General features: G+C 68.2%; 14 protein-coding genes. 10 read left to right on the top strand and 4 right to left on the bottom strand.

Going from position 1 to position 16,037, the window contains the following annotated elements; genetic code table 11:
- Positions 1 to 4 precede the first annotated feature (4 nt).
- Both zwf and AC3XYG_RS30860 read right to left on the bottom strand, forming a co-directional pair.
- Positions 5 to 1,483, bottom strand: coding sequence for a glucose-6-phosphate dehydrogenase (gene zwf / locus AC3XYG_RS30865; RefSeq protein ID WP_489143712.1), 1,479 nt, complete (start codon positions 1,481 to 1,483; stop codon positions 5 to 7).
- A gap of 173 nt (positions 1,484 to 1,656) precedes the next feature.
- A complete protein-coding gene (locus AC3XYG_RS30860; RefSeq protein WP_489143711.1) occupies positions 1,657 to 4,563 on the bottom strand; it encodes an ATP-dependent Clp protease ATP-binding subunit in 2,907 nt (968 codons plus the stop codon).
- A 219-nt stretch (positions 4,564 to 4,782) separates the two neighbouring features.
- Here AC3XYG_RS30860 and AC3XYG_RS30855 point away from each other — a divergent pair, with 219 nt between their 5' ends.
- Together AC3XYG_RS30855 and AC3XYG_RS30850 are read left to right on the top strand one after the other, a co-directional pair.
- On the top strand, positions 4,783 to 5,208 hold the full coding sequence (locus AC3XYG_RS30855) for a hypothetical protein (RefSeq protein ID WP_489143710.1): 426 nt from the start codon (positions 4,783 to 4,785) through the stop codon (positions 5,206 to 5,208).
- A gap of 220 nt (positions 5,209 to 5,428) precedes the next feature.
- Positions 5,429 to 5,944, top strand: a complete 516-nt coding sequence (locus AC3XYG_RS30850) for a DUF2867 domain-containing protein (RefSeq protein ID WP_489143709.1) — start codon at positions 5,429 to 5,431, stop codon at positions 5,942 to 5,944.
- A gap of 259 nt (positions 5,945 to 6,203) precedes the next feature.
- On the opposite strand, the gene AC3XYG_RS30845 is transcribed toward AC3XYG_RS30850, so the two are convergent.
- Positions 6,204 to 6,461 carry a hypothetical protein gene (locus AC3XYG_RS30845; protein ID WP_489143708.1) on the bottom strand — a complete coding sequence of 86 codons (258 nt, stop codon included), beginning with the start codon at positions 6,459 to 6,461 and terminating at the stop codon, positions 6,204 to 6,206.
- On the opposite strand from AC3XYG_RS30845, the gene AC3XYG_RS30840 reads away from it, so the two are divergent.
- Positions 6,460 to 9,564 (top strand): hypothetical protein, encoded by a 3,105-nt coding sequence (locus AC3XYG_RS30840; RefSeq protein ID WP_489143707.1) that lies wholly within the window; start codon positions 6,460 to 6,462, stop codon positions 9,562 to 9,564. The genes AC3XYG_RS30845 and AC3XYG_RS30840 overlap by 2 nt on opposite strands.
- 15 nt (positions 9,565 to 9,579) lie before the next feature.
- Here AC3XYG_RS30840 and AC3XYG_RS30835 read toward each other — a convergent pair whose 3' ends face one another.
- Positions 9,580 to 10,980, bottom strand: a complete 1,401-nt coding sequence (locus AC3XYG_RS30835; RefSeq protein ID WP_489143706.1) for a FliI/YscN family ATPase — start codon at positions 10,978 to 10,980, stop codon at positions 9,580 to 9,582.
- Between the two features lie 121 nt (positions 10,981 to 11,101).
- Here AC3XYG_RS30835 and AC3XYG_RS30830 point away from each other — a divergent pair, with 121 nt between their 5' ends.
- From AC3XYG_RS30830 to AC3XYG_RS30800, 7 genes are all read left to right on the top strand, one after another.
- Positions 11,102 to 11,491: a flagellar biosynthesis protein FlgG gene (locus AC3XYG_RS30830; protein WP_489143705.1), complete on the top strand. Its 390-nt coding sequence runs from the start codon at positions 11,102 to 11,104 to the stop codon at positions 11,489 to 11,491.
- Between the two features lie 28 nt (positions 11,492 to 11,519).
- Positions 11,520 to 11,933, top strand: coding sequence for a flagellar basal body rod protein FlgC (gene flgC, locus AC3XYG_RS30825; RefSeq protein ID WP_489143704.1), 414 nt, complete (start codon positions 11,520 to 11,522; stop codon positions 11,931 to 11,933).
- A gap of 11 nt (positions 11,934 to 11,944) precedes the next feature.
- Positions 11,945 to 12,268 (top strand): flagellar hook-basal body complex protein FliE, encoded by a 324-nt coding sequence (gene fliE / locus AC3XYG_RS30820; protein ID WP_489143703.1) that lies wholly within the window; start codon positions 11,945 to 11,947, stop codon positions 12,266 to 12,268.
- A gap of 12 nt (positions 12,269 to 12,280) precedes the next feature.
- Positions 12,281 to 12,544: a flagellar biosynthetic protein FliQ gene (locus AC3XYG_RS30815; protein ID WP_489143702.1), complete on the top strand. Its 264-nt coding sequence runs from the start codon at positions 12,281 to 12,283 to the stop codon at positions 12,542 to 12,544.
- 353 nt (positions 12,545 to 12,897) lie between these two features.
- A complete protein-coding gene (locus tag AC3XYG_RS30810; RefSeq protein WP_489143701.1) occupies positions 12,898 to 13,473 on the top strand; it encodes a lysozyme family protein in 576 nt (191 codons plus the stop codon).
- Positions 13,470 to 15,572 carry a flagellar biosynthesis protein FlhA gene (gene flhA, locus AC3XYG_RS30805; protein WP_489143700.1) on the top strand — a complete coding sequence of 701 codons (2,103 nt, stop codon included), beginning with the start codon at positions 13,470 to 13,472 and terminating at the stop codon, positions 15,570 to 15,572. The genes AC3XYG_RS30810 and flhA overlap by 4 nt, the downstream gene beginning before the upstream one ends.
- 1 nt (position 15,573) lies before the next feature.
- Positions 15,574 to 16,037, top strand: a 464-nt coding sequence (locus AC3XYG_RS30800) for a flagellar biosynthetic protein FliR (protein ID WP_489143699.1), incomplete at its 3' end; no start/stop codon positions are given.

Genomic DNA, 16,037 nt, shown 5'->3' with positions numbered 1-16,037 from the left:
CTCCTCAGTCTTCGTCCTCGTGCCAGGTCCGGCCGTCGCGCTCGATCAGGGCGATCGCGGCGGAGGGACCCCAGGTGCCGGCAGTATAGGGCTTCGGCGGCTCCTTGGATGCCTTCCACGCCTCGATGATCGGGTCGGCCCAGGCCCAGGCCTGTTCGACCACATCGCGCCGCATGAACAGGCTCTGGTTGCCGCGGACGACATCCATCACCAGCCGCTCATAAGCGTCCGGGTTCCGGACGTTGAAGGCCTCGGCGAAGCTCATGTCCAGCGGCACATGCTGCAGCCGCATGCCGCCCGGCCCCGGATCCTTGATCATCAGCCACAGCTTGACGCCTTCGTCGGGCTGCAGCCGGATCACCAGGTGGTTCTGCGAGATCGGGCCGGCCGACCCGTCGAACACCGAATGCGGGATGGCGCGGAAGGTGACCACGATCTCCGACATCCGCGCCGCCAGGCGCTTGCCGGTGCGCAGGTAGAACGGCACGTTGGCCCAGCGCCAGTTGTCGATCTGCGCCTTCAGGGCGACGAAGGTCTCGGTGTGGCTGGTGGTGTTGCCCAGCTCGTCGAGATAGCCCGGCACCGCACCGCCGGAGGACGCGCCGGCCCGGTACTGGCCGCGCACCGTGGCGGTGTTCACCGTGCCGTCCGTGATCGGCTTCAGCGACTTCAGCACCTTCAGCTTCTCGTCGCTCAGCGACGCGGCCTCCATCGAGGTCGGCGGCTCCATGGCGACGAGGCAGAGCAGCTGCAGGATGTGGTTCTGCACCATATCGCGCAGCGCGCCGGCGCCGTCGTAATAGCCGGCACGGCCTTCGACCCCGAGGCTCTCGGCCACGGTGATCTGGACATGGTCGATGTGCGAGGAATTCCACAGCGGCTCGAACAGGGCGTTGGCGAAGCGCAGCGCCATCAGGTTCTGCACCGTCTCCTTGCCGAGATAGTGGTCGATCCGGTAGGTCGCCTCTTCCGGGAAGACCTTGCCGATCGCGTCGTTCAGCTCGCGGGCGGATTCGAGATCCTTGCCGATCGGCTTCTCGACCACGACCCGCGACCGCTCGGTCACCAGCCCGTGCTGGCCCAGCTGGCCGCAGATCTCGCCGAACAGGTCGGGCGAGGTCGCGAGGTAGAAAATGCGGATGCGCTCGGCGCCGTCCTTCAGCGCCTTGCCCAGGTCGGCCCAGCCCTTCTTGGCCATGGCATCGACCGGGACATAGGACAGCCGGCCCAGGAAATCATCCAGCACCGTGCCGCTCTTCTCCGCCGCCGGGATGTGCTCGAGGATCGCCTTGCGGGCGAAGTCCCGGAACTCATCGTCGGACAGCGGGCGGCGGGACGTGCCGATGATCCTGGCCTCCGGCGGCACCTGCCCGGCCTTGTCGCGCTCATAGAGCGCCGGCAGCAGTTTCCGCTGGGACAGGTCTCCCGTCGCACCGAACACGACGATGTCGAACGGCTCGACGGCAATGACGCGCGCGATCATGTATCCAATCCTCGGACCAAATCGAGCGGCTGTTATCGGCGGCTGGGCGCGCAAGCGCCAGCGGGAAGTTGCGATCGAGGGCCGGCTGCACGCATGCGTCACTTGAGGCAGGCGCGGGTTCGCCCCGCTTGCGACCCCGCGCCTGCTCAAAATCCGGGCAGTTTTCCCTGAAATCAGCCCCGGCTGCGCGCCGTCGGCCTGCCCTTCGCCGCCGGCTTTGGTTTGCCCCCTGGCTTCGCCTTGACCACCGGCTTCGCTTTGGCCGCTGGTTTTGCCTTTGCGGTCGGCTTCGCCTTGGCCGGCGCGTCATCCTTGACCGCTGGCGGCCGCTTGGCCGGAGCCGCCTTGCCGTTCGCGGCCTTGGCTTTGGCGCTCTTGGGGGCTTTGGCGGCCTTGGCCGGCTTCGGCGCCTCGACCGCGACGGTGACCTCGCCCTTGGCCTTGTCGAAGCGGAAGACGGCGCGGTCGCCCTCCTTCACATCGCCGTTGAGCATCGCCTTGGCCAGCTTGGTCTCCACCAGCTGCCGGATCTGCCGCCGCAACTCGCGGGCGCCGTAATCCGGCTGGTAGCCCTCCGCCGCCAGATGCTCGACCAGCGATTCGTCGGCCACCAGGTCGATATCCTGCCCTCGGGCCGTCTTGACCAGGCCGGCGAGCTGCAGCCGGACGATCTGCTTGATCTGGTCCGCGGTCAGCCCGTGGAAGATGATGATCTCATCGATCCGGTTCAGGAATTCCGGGCGGAAGTGCTGGCGCAGCACGCCCAGGACGTCGCCCCTGATCCCGTTCGTGGTCGACGCGTTGAAGCCGATCGCGGATTGCCGCCCCATGATGACGTCGGAGGCGAGGTTCGAGGTGGCGATGATCAGCGTGTTGCTGAAATCCACCACCCGGCCCTTGCCGTCGGTCAGCCGGCCATCGTCGAACACTTGCAGTAGCACGTTGTAGACATCGGCATGCGCCTTCTCGATCTCATCGAGCAGGATCACGCTGTAGGGCCGCCGCCGCACCTTTTCGGTCAGCTGGCCGCCTTCGTCATAGCCGACATAGCCCGGCGGGGCGCCGATCAGCCGGGACACGGCGTGGCGCTCCATATACTCGCTCATGTCGACGCGGATGATCGCGTTCTCGTCGCCGAACACCACCTCGGCCAGTGCCTTGGCCAGCTCGGTCTTGCCGACGCCGGTGGGGCCGAGGAACAGGAAGTTGGCGATCGGCCGATGGCCCTGCTGCAGCCCGGCCCGGGCCAGGCGGACCGCGTCACTGACCGCGCGGATCGCCTCCTCCTGCCCGATCACGCGCTGGTGCAACCGCTCCTCCATCTGCAGCAGCTTGGCCTTCTCCTCCGCCGTCAGCTCGGTCACCGGGATGCCGGTCAGCTTCGACACGATCTCGGCGATATGCTCGACCGTCACCTCCGCCGTGCTCGACCCGATCCGGTGCTTCCATTCGTCGGTCAGGTCGGCCAGCGATTTCTCCTTCTCGGCCACCTGTTCCTCGAACGCCTTGGTCCGTTCGTATTGCTTGCGTGAGCTGGCATAGGCCTGTTCGCGCTTCAGCTGCGCCACCTCCGCCTCCAGCTCCTGGATATCGGCCGGGCGCGAGGTGGTGGAGAGATGGACCCGCGCCGCCGCCTGGTCGATCAGGTCGATCGCCTTGTCCGGCAGGAAGCGGCCGGAGATGTAGCGGTCCGACAGCTCCGCCGCGGCGACGAAGGCCTGGTCCTGGATCGTCACCTTGTGGTGGCCTTCCAGCCGGTCGCGCAGGCCGCGCAGGATGTTGACCGTCTGCTCCACCGTCGGCTCGGACACCAGAACCGGCTGGAACCGCCGTTCCAGCGCCGCGTCCTTCTCGATGTATTTCTGGTATTCGTTCAGCGTTGTGGCGCCGATCAGGTTCATCTCACCGCGCGCCATCGCCGGCTTGAACACATTGGCGACATCCAGCCCGCCCTCGCCGCCGCCCTGCCCGGCGCCGACGATGGTGTGGACCTCGTCGATGAACAGCAGCAGTTCCTCGCGGCGTTCGGCGATCTCGTCCATCACCTGCTTCACCCGTTCCTCGAACTCGCCGCGGAACTTCGAGCCGGCGACTAGGCTGTTGATGTTAAGCTCGATCAGCCGCTTGTCGCGCAGCGTGTCCGGCACCTCGCCATTGACGATGCGCTGCGCCAGCCCCTCGACGATCGCGGTCTTGCCGACGCCGGGCTCGCCGATCAGCACCGGGTTGTTCTTCTTGCGCCGGGCCAGGATCTCGATCGTGGTCTCGACCTCCTTCGACCGGCCGATCACGGGGTCGAGCTTGCCCTCACGCGCCAGCTTGGTCAGGTCGCGGCTGTATTTGTCGAGCTGCGGCGTGTTGGACGGCACCTCGACCGGCCCCTCCTCCGCCCCCGGCCCGACGGTCCGCACGGTCTGCTGCCGCAGCGCCTGTGCCGTCAGCCCGTATTTGCGCAGCAGGTTGCCGGCGAAGCTTTCCGGCACCGCGGCGAGGCCGAGCAGCAGGTGCTCCGGCCCGACATAATTGTGACCGAGTTCGCGCGAGACCAGGAAGGCCTGATCCAGCGCCGCCTTCATCCGCGGCGACACGCCAATCTCGGTGCGCGGCCCGATCGTGCCGGGCTCGCCGCGCGGGGCGTTCTGGTCGATATAGCTGCGCAACTCGTCAGGCGAGATCTTGAACCGCCGCAGGATCGCCTGCACCACGTCGCTGACCGACAGCTCGTACAGCAGGTGCTCGGTGTCGACCTCGCGCTTGCCGGTCTGGACCGCCCGCTCCGCCGCGCGCTGCAGCAGTTCCTTCGAGGTCTCGCTGAAATGCTGCTGCATATTGAGCGCCTCGCGCTCGGGACGTTGCGGGCCGCGCGGACCGGCCGGGCCGCCGCTTTGCCCGGGCACATCGTCCAGTCCTCCACCGCGGACCAGCGCCTCCAGCGGCGAGATGTAGCGCTGGTGCCGGGTCAGCTGGGTGTAGTGGAAATCGCAGACATCGAGCTGCCGGCGCTGGCCGTTCTGCAGCACGGTGACGCGGACCTTGGCGGGCCGGACCTGGCAGATATCGCAGAGATTGTTCTGAGCCATGTTTTAACGTCTCCACCCCGAAAACCGGATCGGCCTGCACGGCCTGTTGCGGAACGGCCCGGAATGCGCCCGGGTCCGGATGGCGGTCTTTGCGCCCCCCTCCAGCGCCAACGTTCAGCGCCGGAAGCGGTTCCGGCCCCCAGCACGTCGGCGCCGGACGAAACCTGGATTTAATCTTCACCGCCGCATGATGGGCCCGGTCAAGATGGATTAAAGCCGATGGGTGTCGCCCGCCTCCTCGCCCGGCGCGAACAGCAGCGCCTCGACGACGTGCTGCGGGCCGCTGGCGTGGTCGGGCGGCGGCTGGACGAGCTCGATCGGCAGGACCGGGCCGACACGGCCGAGATGCAGCGGCAATTCACGCTGGCCGACGAGCACGGGCTGCGCCAGATGCCCGCCTATCTCGCCGGGCTGCGCGCGCGCCAGGCGATGCGGCTGGCGGAACGCCGGCTGCTGCAGGCCGATCTGACGCGGCTGCGCAACCAGGCCCGGCTGCATCATCGCGAAACCGAGAAATTCGAGATCGTCGACGCCGCGGCGGTCGAGGCGCTTCGCCGGGCCCGTGTGGCGAAGGACCGGGCGGCGAGCGCCGAGCTGGCCGCCGCCGGTTTCATCCGCCGGCGCCGGGAAGCAGAGCGAGGCTGAACGGCACTCGGGCCAAGATCTCGGGCAATCGGCGACCGCGCCGCTTGGGCTGCGGCAGCAACGGCTCTATCAGAGCGTATTCTTCATCGGACAAATCACTTGTAAAGCGCTCACACACTACATTTTATTGTTGCCGATCGACTTCGTTCCAAGGCATGTACTTCCTCACTGCTATTGGCCGGCCAGCTGTCGCAAATACTGCCATGATCGAGCTTTCGGCATGTGTTCAGAACGCAAAGCGCCGGTGCGCCGGACCACGCCACCACCTGAAAGCATCGTTGCAGGCTGGTACGAGAACGCCAGCCTGCTCGACAGCTACAGCATCGATTTGAGTTCATCGAAACAGTACACTATGCGCGAGCTGGCGACCCGGACAGTCGGCGATCCGCCCGCGTGGATCAAGGCGTTGGTCGCGGTGCGCGACGCCATGGTGACGCCCTTTGGCGTCAAAACCTCCGGCGAGGTCCGAGCGTCCAGGGCCGACAACGGACGCGTGGACTTCTTCCCGGTGCAATGGGAAAGCGACGACGAGATTGTGCTGGGTGAGGATGATCGACACCTGGACTTCCGACTATCGCTGCTCCGTCGCAATTCTCCAACCGGTCCGCAGCTCATCGCGACAACCGTCGTGCACTCCCACAATGCCTTCGGTCTCACCTATCTCAACGTGATCAGGCCCTTTCATCACCTCGTGGTCAGGGCCAGCCTGGCACACTTTGCACGAGCGCAAGGTTAGGTGGCCGCGAAAATCCTGATTTCTGCATCCCTCGAAACTCCCGGGTCCGCGAACTGGATATTATCCGATATCCGTGGGGTCGATGTCGCACAGTGGGGCGCCAGTTCGCCATGTGACGAAGCCACTTCCCTCGCTATGTCTCAAAAATCCGGGAATTTCCTGCTCAAAACGCTTCGTTAAAATTCTTAGCTTTCGGTCGGGCTCAAAGGCCGCATCCAAGCCACCGATCCGAGACATCGACCTCACAAGTCAAGTCACGTTAACTTTTACTGTCGATCTTTGTTAACTTTTTCTGACGGCCCAGTTGTTGGGCGACGGCCATTGAAAATCTTCCGACTGATTGCAGAATTTCCACAACTCGACAGAATTCCGCCTTATTTTCTTCCGTATTCGGGCCAACCCTGCACATCCGGTTCAGGATCGGCAACGCCGATACCGAGGTCGCAGTCAGTGCCTCGGCCCGCCCTTGCCGATCGACGCGCATCGCGGTCATCTGCGACGGAAAGGAAAAATCCATGTCCGATTTCAATGGCACCGACGGTGACGACATCATCCACGGCACGGCCGGCAACGACACCATCCATGGCCTCGGCGGCAATGACCAGCTGTATGGCGGCGCTGGCGTCGACACGATTTTTGGCGGTGACGGCAACGACCAGGTCTTCGGCGAGGACGGGTCCGACACCTTGTATGGCGAGAATGGCGACGACACCGTGCATGGCGGCGCCGGCGGCGACACGCTGCATGGTGGCAATGGCAACGACACGCTGTACGGGGATGACGGGAATGACGACCTGACCGGTGCTGCCGGCGCCGACACCCTGCATGGCGGCGCCGGCATCGACACCGCCGACTACTTTTTCGACGACGACGGGATCACGATCACGATCGGCGGCGGCGCCGGCATCGGCGGCAATGCCCAGGGCGACATCATCGACGCCGATGTCGAGAACATCATCGGAACTTACGGGAACGATGTCCTGACCGGGTCGGCGGGCGCCAACACCCTGCAGGGCAATGACGGCAACGACACCCTCAATGGCGGTGCCGGCGACGACCAGCTGGATGGCGGCATCGGTGCCGACACCTTCCATGGCGGCGACGGCATCGACACCGTTACCTATTACCGCCTGTTCGGCGGCGACGACATCAATGTCACGATTGGCGGCACCGGCACCGGCGGCGATGCCCAGGGCGACTTCATCGGCGCCGACATCGAGAACATCCACGGCAGCGTCTATGACGACCGGATCACGGGTTCCGCGGCCGGCAACGAGCTCCGCGGCGATTCCGGCAATGACGTGCTACAGGGCCTCGCCGGCGACGATTATCTCTACGGCAATGCCGGCACCGACTCGCTATCCGGCGGGGACGGCAATGACTGGTTGATAGGCGGCCAGGGGGCCGACAGCCTGAGCGGCGGCGCCGGCATCGACGGTGTCAGCTATATCGACAGCGGCGACGGCGTCACCGTCACGCTCGGCGGCGCGGCCTCGGGCGGATACGCCACCGGCGATACCCTCGCCGCGGACATCGAAATGCTTCAGGGCTCCGACCAGGCCGATACCCTGACCGGCAACCAGGGAGACAATTCGCTTTATGGCGGCGCGGGCAACGACACCCTGCGTGGTGGCGACGGCAATGACTGGCTCGCCGGTGAGGCTGGGGCTGACGCTCTCAGCGGCGGCAACGGCATCGACGGGGTCAGCTACTACGACAGCGCCGCCGCGGTGACCGTCACGCTCGGCGTCGCGGCCTCCGGCGGCGACGCCCAGGGCGACGTCATCGCCGCCGATATCGAATATCTCGAAGGCTCGGCCCACAATGACGCGCTGACCGGCTCGGCCGGCGACAACTGGATCTGGGGCCTCGACGGCAACGACACCATCCATGGCGGCGACGGAAATGACTGGCTCTTCGGCGGCGCCGGTGCCGACAGCTTCAGCGGCGGCAACGGCATCGACCTCGTCAGCTATGTCGACAGCACCTCGGGCGTGACGGCGACGATCGGCGGCACCGGCTCCGGCGGCGACGCCCAGGGCGACACCATCGCCACGGATGTCGAGAATCTGGACGGCTCGATCTATGCCGACACGCTCAACGGCTCGGCCGGCGACAATCGGCTGGACGGCGATGCCGGCAACGACACGCTGCAGGGGGGTGCCGGCAACGACACCCTGATAGGGTTCGACGGTAACGACACCCTGCGCGGCGGCGAGGGCGACGACCTGCTGGTCGGCTATTCCGGCGCCGACAGCCTGTCCGGCGGCGCCGGCATCGACACCGCCGACTACACCTACGGCACATCGGGAGTGACGGTGACGATCGGCGGCACCGGCTCGGGCGGCTATGCCCAGGGCGACACCATCGCCGCCGATGTCGAGAACATCATCGGCTCCGCCTTCAACGACGTGCTGACCGGATCGGCCGCGGCCAATGACCTGCGGGGCGGGAACGGCGACGATCGGCTGGTCGGCCTCGCCGGGGATGACCGGCTCGACGGCCATTACGGCAACGACGTCCTCCAGGGCGGCGACGGCAATGATGTGCTCGTCGGCTGGTCCGGGGCGGACAGCCTCAGCGGCGGCGCCGGCATCGACACGGCGGACTACACCTACAGCACATCAGGCGTGACCGTCGCGATCGGCGGCGGCGGCACCGGCGGCGACGCCCAGGGCGACACCATCGCCGGGGATATCGAGAACCTCCTGGGGTCGGCCTACAACGACACCCTGCTCGGCAGCGGGGCCGCCAACAGCCTGGCGGGCGGTGACGGTGCCGATGTGCTGACGGGTGGGGCCGGAGCGGACCATCTCGATGGCGGTGCCGGGATCGACATTGCCAGCTACTACGACAGCACGGTCGGGGTGACGGTGAACCTGGCCACGGGCATCGGCAGCGGCGGTGCGGCGCAGGGCGACACGCTGGCCGGTATCGAGATCGTTTCCGGCAGCCAGGGCAACGACACCCTCACAGGTGACAGCGGAGCCAACACGCTGCGGGGCTGGAGCGGCAATGACGTGCTTCGCGGTGGTGGCGGCGCCGACCATCTCGACGGCGGCGCCGGCTTCGACACGGTGCTGTACACCGAGAGCACGGTCGCCATGACGGTGAACCTGGCGGCAGGCATCGCCCACGGCGGCAACGCCGAAGGCGACGTGCTGACCGGAATCGAAGGCGTCTATGGCGGATCCGGGAACGACACGCTGATCGGAAGTGCCGTGGCCAACACCCTGGTCGGCAACGCGGGCGACGACATGCTCCAGGGCGGGGCCGGCAAGGACAGCCTGACCGGCGGCGGCGGCGGCGACCGCTTCGCCTTCACCACGCTGGGCGACAGCACGGCGGGTGCCAATGCCGACCGGATCAACGATTTCAGCCACGCCCAGGGCGACCGCATCGACCTGCACGGCATCGACGCCGATACCACGGTGACCGGCGACCAGGCGTTCCACTTCATCGGCACGGCGGCCTATGGCCATCATGCCGGCGAACTGCACTACGCCATCTCCGGCTCCGACACGGTGATCGGCGGCGACGTCAACGGCGACGGCATCTCCGACTTCAACATCGTGCTGACCGGCCACATCGCCCTGGCGGCTGGCGACTTCACGCTGTAGCCCCACCCTGCTCCACTAGACCGGCGACCGCGCCTCCGCCGCCGTCGGTTCGCCTGCGGGGTCGAGTCCCAGCGCGACGGCGAGGCGGCCGAAGCCCTCCGCCGGCGGTGTCCGCTCCTGCCGGTCCTGGCCGAGGAAACGGTCCAGCGCCGGCAGGACCCGGATCGCCTCGTCGACGTCAGGGTCGGACCCGGCGGCATAGGCGCCGATGCGGATCATCTCCGCCACGCCCTCATGCACCGCCAGCAGCTGCCGCGAGCGATTCGCCAGGGCCAGCGCCGCCGGTGCCAGGGCCCGGTCGACCGCGCGCGACAGGCTGCGCAGCACGTCGATCGCCGGGAAGCGGCCGGCCTGGGCGATCCGGCGCGACAGCACGATGTGGCCGTCCAGGATGCCGCGCACAGTGTCGGACACCGGCTCGTCATGGTCGTCGCCTTCGACCAGCACGGTGAACAGCGCGGTGATGTCGCCCTGGGCGCCGCCACCGGTGCCGGCCCGTTCCAGCAGCCGCGGCAGCTCGCCGAAGGTCGAGGGTGGATAGCCGCGCGTCGTCGGCGGTTCGCCGGCCAAGAGGCCGATCTCGCGCAGCGCGGTGGCGTAGCGCGTCAGCGAATCCATCATGACCAGCACGTTCAGGCCGCGGTCGCGCAGATCCTCCGCCACCGCCATGGCCAGATGTGCCGCGTCGCGCCGCAGCAGCGCGCTTTCATCCGAGGTCGCGACCACGACGACGGAGCGGGCCAGCCCCGCCGGCCCCAAGCCATCCTCGATGAACTCGTTCACCTCGCGCCCGCGCTCGCCGACCAGCCCGATCACGATCGCATCGGCCTCCGCCCCCCGCGCCAGCATCGACAGCAGGGTCGACTTGCCGACGCCGGCAGCGGCGAAGATGCCCATGCGCTGGCCCCGGCACAGCGGCGTGAAGGCGTCGATCGCCCGCAGCCCGGTCGCGACCCGCGGGCCGAGCCGTCGCCGCGCCGTGGCCAGGGGCGGCTTGCCGCGCAACAGCCGCGGTGCATCGCCGGCAGCGATCGGCCCGCGGCCGTCGATCGGTTCACCCAGCCCGTTCACCACCCGGCCAAGCCAGGCGGGCGACGGGCTGATCATGGCATCGGCCCGCCGTAACTCGACCGGATGGCCCGGCGCCACCCCGGCCGGATCGTCCAGCGCCATCAGCACCGTGCGGCCGGCGCGGAAGCCGACCACCTCGCAGCGGATCTCGCGCACCGCCAGGCCGGGGCCGGCGGCGATGACGCTGCAGCGATCGGCCAGCGCGATGCGATGGCCCAGGCCATCGGCCTCGATCGTCATGCCCGCCGCGGCGGCGACATGGCCGCGCAGCACCGGGCCGGGCAGGCCGGCGATCTCGGCCGCGGCCCGGCGCAGCAGCCGCGCCGCCCGGGTCTGCACCACCATCTCGCGTTTTCCTTGAATCCTTATTGATGTCGTCCAATGAATCCTTTAGTGGATTTCTGCTCGGACATAAATCCTTTTAAATCCGAGAGAAAATTACCTAGAATTCGAGGTATCGGCGGGCATGGACATCAAGGCGATCGGGGTCGTCGGCCTCGCCGACAGCCGCATGACCTATCTGGCCGAGCGGCAGAAGGCGGTGGCGCAGAATGTCGCCAATGCCGACCAGCCGGGCTATCGCGCCAAGGACCTGCCGCCCTTCGCCGAAATGCTGGCCGGGGCGCAGTCGCGGCTCGGCCTTGCCGCCACCCAGCCGGCGCATCTGGCCGGCACCCGGCCCGGCGGGCCGCTGGCACCGCGGCCGGTCGACACCTGGGCCGCCGACCCGAACGGCAACTCGGTCAATCTCGAAGAGCAGATGGTGCAGTCCGGCGAGATCCGCGACGCCTACAGCCTCGCCGCCGGCGTCTACCAGCGCAGCATGGGCTTCTTCCGCATCGCCACTGGGCAATGAGCCGCCCCAACCGGCCAGGAGCTGAGTCATGGATCCTTTGAGCGCGGCGATGAAGGTCGGGGCCTCCGGCATGCGGGCGCAGAGCCTGCGGCTGCGCGTGGTGGCCGAGAACGTCGCCAATGCCGACACCACGGCCGCCCAGCCCGGCGGCGACCCGTATCGCCGCAAGACCGTGACCTTCGCCTCGACCCTCGACCGCACGGCCGGGGCCGAACTGGTCGACATTCGTAAGGTCGGCACCGATGCCAGCGCCTTCCCGATGTCCTACGACCCGTCGCACCCGGGCGCCGACGCCGCCGGCTACGTCAAGATGCCGAACGTCAACACCGTGATCGAAATGGCCGACATGCGGGAGGCCTCGCGCAGCTACCAGGCCAACCTGTCGGTGATCGAACAGGCACGGGCCATGCTGTCCCGCACCGTCGACATGCTGCGCAGCTGAAGGCAGAGACCATGGCCGTCCCCCCGCTCCTGCTGCACCCGGTCGCGCCCGCCGGCGCCAGCCTGGCCCCGACCCTTGCCGCCACCGCGCCGTCCAGCGCTCCGGCCGGCCCGGCCGGCGCCAGCTTCGGCGAGGTGCTGAAGAACGCCGCGTCCTCGACCATGGACAGCCTGCGCGGCGCCGAGCAGGCCTCGCTGGCCGGGCTGCGCGGCGAGGTGCCGGCGCAGCAGGCGGTCAACGCGGTGCTGGAGGCCGAGACCACGCTGCGCACCGTGGTCAACATCCGCGACCGGGCCATCGCCGCGTACAACGAGATCATGCGGATGCCTGTGTGACGTGAGGCGGGCATGAACGAGACCGACCTCATCCAGGTGCTGCGCGACGGGCTGTGGACCTCGATCCTGGTGGCCGGCCCGGCCCTGGCCGTCGCGCTGGTGGTCAGCCTGGGTATCGCCCTGTTCCAGGCCCTGACCCAGGTGCAGGAGATGACCCTGACCTTCGTGCCCAAGGTCGTCGCCATCATCGCCACCGTCATGGTCGCCCTGCCGCTGATGTTCCAGCTGCTGACCGGGCTGATGGAGCGCATGACCGACATCATCGTGCGGCTGTGATGGCATTGTTCGAGACTCCGCCCAGTCAAACGGAGTCCCCACTCCCCTTGCGGGAGGGGGGTAGGGGGAGGGGTCTGCGCGCGTCTGCGCGCGAATGGATAAGGATCTGCGATTCCTTCATCGAACTCCTTCGCCATTCTCCAGCACCAGCGGCACAAACCCCCTCCCCCTACCCCCCTCCCGCAGGGGGAGGGGGGACTCTAAAAGCAAGGGCTTTAAGAGGGATAGCTGTCGCCGTCGCCGGCCTGATCGCGTCCCCTGCCCTCGCCACCCCCGGCGCGGTCGGCGGCAGCTGGATCACGCCGGGGTCGGCCGGACCTGCTGCCGATTCCGCCATCTGCGCCCGCGAGATCATGCATCAGGCGCCGGGATCGGGGGTCGAGGCGGCGATGGCGCTGTCGGTAGGCCTGACCGAATCCGGCCGCCGGATCGAGGATGGCCGCTTCGTCATCTGGCCCTGGACGGTGAATGCCGAGGGCGAAGGCAGGCGCTTCGACAGCAAGGCCGAGGCGGTGGACTGGGTGCGCAAGGCCCTGGCCGGCGGCATGCGGTCGATCGATGTCGGCTGCATGCAGGTCAACCTGCGCTGGCACCCCGATGCCTTCGCCTCACTGGAGGCGGCCTTCGACCCCAAGGCCAATGTCGCCTACGCCCTGGGCTATCTCGGCGACCTGTCGAAGCAGTACGGCCCCCGCCTCGGCATCGGCCGCTACCATTCGGCGACGGCGGATTACCAGGACCGCTACCTCGCCCAGATCGACCACAATCTCGGCTTCGTCGAGGAAATGCGGCGGCGCAACCAAGCGACGCCGCCGGGCGTCGAGCCCGGCGGCTGGGGCGAGGCGGTGCTGGGCGGCATGGCCTTCACCCGCGGCCTGGTGGCCGATGTCGCGACCCAGCCGCTGCTGCCGAAAGGATTCGCCGAATGAATCCTTCTGCGCCCGCGCCGAACCGCGGCGTCCTGGCCCGGCTGACGGCCGCCGGCGCCTTCGGCGCCCGGCATCGCGACATCGTGTTCGCGATGGGCATCGCCGCGATCCTGTCGGTGCTGCTGCTGCCGCTGCCGGTGGTGCTGCTCGACATCAGCCTCGCCTTCTCCTTCTCGATCTCCGTCCTGATCCTGATGGTGGCGCTGTGGATCGGCCGGGCCAGCGACTTCTCCTCCTTCCCGACCATCCTGCTGGGTGTGACCCTGATGCGGCTGGCGATGAACGTCGCCACCACCCGGGTGATCCTGTCCCACGGCCCTGAGGGGCGGGGCGCGGCCGGTCATGTGATCCAGGGCTTTTCCGGCTTCATCATGTCGGGGAATTTCGTGATCGGGGTGATCCTGTTCGCCATCCTGGTGGTGGTGAATTACATCGTCATCACCAAGGGCTCGACCCGCATCGCCGAGGTCGGCGCCCGCTTCACCCTGGACGCCATCCCCGGCAAGCAGATGGCGATCGACGCCGACCTGTCGGCCGGGATGATCGACGAGACGGAGGCGCGCCGCCGGCGCCAGGAGCTGGAGGACGAAAGCTCGTTCTACGGCGCCATGGACGGCGCCTCGAAATTCGTCCGCGGCGATGCCGTGGCCGGGCTGATCATCGTCTTCATCAACCTGGTCGGCGGCATCGTCATCGGCACGCTGCAGCGCGGTATGCCGGTCAGCCAGGCGGTGACCACCTTCGCCACCCTGACCGTCGGCGACGGGCTGGTCAGCCAGATCCCGGCACTGCTGGTCTCGCTCGCCGCCGGCCTGGTCATCTCCAAGGGCAACAACCGCGGCTCGACCGAACAGATCGTGCTGTCGCAGCTCGGCGCCTATCCCAAGGCGCTGCTGGTCGCCGCCGGCCTCCTGCTGCTGCTGGCCATCGCGCCCGGCCTGCCGGCCTTTCCGTTCCTGGTGCTGGTGGTGATCTTCGGCGGCCTGGCCTGGATCATGCCACGGGTGACGGCGCGCCGGGCCCGGGACGCCAAACAGGCCGCGGTCGATGCAGCGGATATACCGAAGACCGCGGAGCAGACGGTGCAGAGCCTGCTGCGGGTCGACGACCTCCGGCTGGAGGTTGGGGTCGCCCTGGTCTCGATGGTCGGCCTGTCCGACGATCTGGCCGACAAGCTGAAGACCCTGCGCGGCCGCTTCGCCGGCGAATACGGCTTCGTCCTGCCGTCGATCCGGATCAAGGATTCGGCCGATCTCGGCAACACCGCCTACCGCCTGCTGATCCATGGCGAGGAGATGGCACGCGGCGAGGTGCGGCTGGCCAGCCGGCTGGTGCTGGCGCCGATCGGGCCGGTGGCGCTGCCAGGCGAGCCGACCAAGGACCCGACCTTCGGCCTGCCGGCAGTGTGGATCGATGCCGGCCTGGCCGAGGAGGCGGAGGCGCTGGGCTACACCGTGGTGTCGCCGGAGGGCGTGATCGTCACCCATGTCGCCGAGGCGGTGAAAGACAACTTCGCCGCGCTGCTCACCTATGGCGCGGCGGAGCGGCTGATCGACGGCATCGACCCGGAATACGCCAAGCTGGTGAAGGAGCTGGTGCCGGCGCAGCTGCCGATGATGACGATCGTGCGGGTGCTGCAGTCGCTGCTGGCCGAGCGCGTCTCGATCCGCAACCTGCCGGCGATCCTGGAGGCGATCGCCGAGGCCGTGGCCTGGACCCGCAGCGTGCCGCTGCTGGTCGAGCATGTGCGGATGCGCCTGGCCGGGCAGATCTGCCGGGCGCTGGGCGATGCCGACGGCTATCTCTCGGTCATCACCATGTCGTCGGACTGGGAGCAGGAGCTGGCCCAGGCCGTGACGGCGGAGGGCGACGAGCGTCGCTTCGCCCTGCCGCCCGACCGGGTGCAGGGCTTCCTGTCCGAACTGCGCAGCAAGCTGCAGGCCCATGCCGGGCGCGACCCGTTCCCGGCGGTGCTGGTCAACCCGGATGCCCGGCCCTTCCTCCGCTCGCTGCTGGAACGGATCAGCCCGGCCACCTCGGTGATCAGCCACAACGAAATCGCCCGCCGGACGATGCTGCGCACCGTCGACGTGGTGTAGCGTGACCATCGACGGCTTTGCCCTCGCGGGGATGGTCACCCCTTGGGTCTATGGCGCCCTGCTGGTGTTCGGCCGGCTCGGCGCCGCCTTCATGCTGATGCCGGGGCTAGGCGAGGCGCAGATCCCGGTGCGCGCCCGGCTGGTCGCGGCGCTGGCGGTGTCGCTGGCCCTGGCGCCGGCGGTCGACGGCGTGCCCCTGCCCGTCCCGGCCGATGCCGTCACCATCCTGGTCCATGTCTTCGGCAACATCATCGCCGGCGCCCTGCTCGGTGCCGGCGCCCGGCTGCTGCTGTCCGCCCTGCATGTCGCAGCCCAGGCAGCGGCCCAGCAGATGGGCCTGTCCAACCCGTTCACCGCGCTGGTGCCGGGCTTCGAGGGTGCCTCGGCGCTGTCCAGCTTCTTCGTGATGTGCGGCGTCGCCGTCACCTTCGCCGCCGACCTGCACCATGTGCTGATCCAGGCCGT

The sequence above is a fragment of the Inquilinus sp. genome (assembly GCF_057815775.1).
This window is presented reverse-complemented; position numbering and strand designations above follow the sequence as displayed.

Coding starts and splice junctions, on each gene's coding strand:
- zwf (WP_489143712.1), bottom strand. CDS start 1,483: ATGATCGCGCGCGTCATTGCCGTCGAGCCGTTCGACATCGTCGTGTTC.
- AC3XYG_RS30860 (WP_489143711.1), bottom strand. CDS start 4,563: ATGGCTCAGAACAATCTCTGCGATATCTGCCAGGTCCGGCCCGCCAAG.
- AC3XYG_RS30855 (WP_489143710.1), top strand. CDS start 4,783: ATGGGTGTCGCCCGCCTCCTCGCCCGGCGCGAACAGCAGCGCCTCGAC.
- AC3XYG_RS30850 (WP_489143709.1), top strand. CDS start 5,429: ATGTGTTCAGAACGCAAAGCGCCGGTGCGCCGGACCACGCCACCACCT.
- AC3XYG_RS30840 (WP_489143707.1), top strand. CDS start 6,460: ATGTCCGATTTCAATGGCACCGACGGTGACGACATCATCCACGGCACG.
- AC3XYG_RS30845 (WP_489143708.1), bottom strand. CDS start 6,461: ATGGATTTTTCCTTTCCGTCGCAGATGACCGCGATGCGCGTCGATCGG.
- AC3XYG_RS30835 (WP_489143706.1), bottom strand. CDS start 10,980: ATGGTGGTGCAGACCCGGGCGGCGCGGCTGCTGCGCCGGGCCGCGGCC.
- AC3XYG_RS30830 (WP_489143705.1), top strand. CDS start 11,102: ATGGACATCAAGGCGATCGGGGTCGTCGGCCTCGCCGACAGCCGCATG.
- flgC (WP_489143704.1), top strand. CDS start 11,520: ATGGATCCTTTGAGCGCGGCGATGAAGGTCGGGGCCTCCGGCATGCGG.
- fliE (WP_489143703.1), top strand. CDS start 11,945: ATGGCCGTCCCCCCGCTCCTGCTGCACCCGGTCGCGCCCGCCGGCGCC.
- AC3XYG_RS30815 (WP_489143702.1), top strand. CDS start 12,281: ATGAACGAGACCGACCTCATCCAGGTGCTGCGCGACGGGCTGTGGACC.
- AC3XYG_RS30810 (WP_489143701.1), top strand. CDS start 12,898: ATGCATCAGGCGCCGGGATCGGGGGTCGAGGCGGCGATGGCGCTGTCG.
- flhA (WP_489143700.1), top strand. CDS start 13,470: ATGAATCCTTCTGCGCCCGCGCCGAACCGCGGCGTCCTGGCCCGGCTG.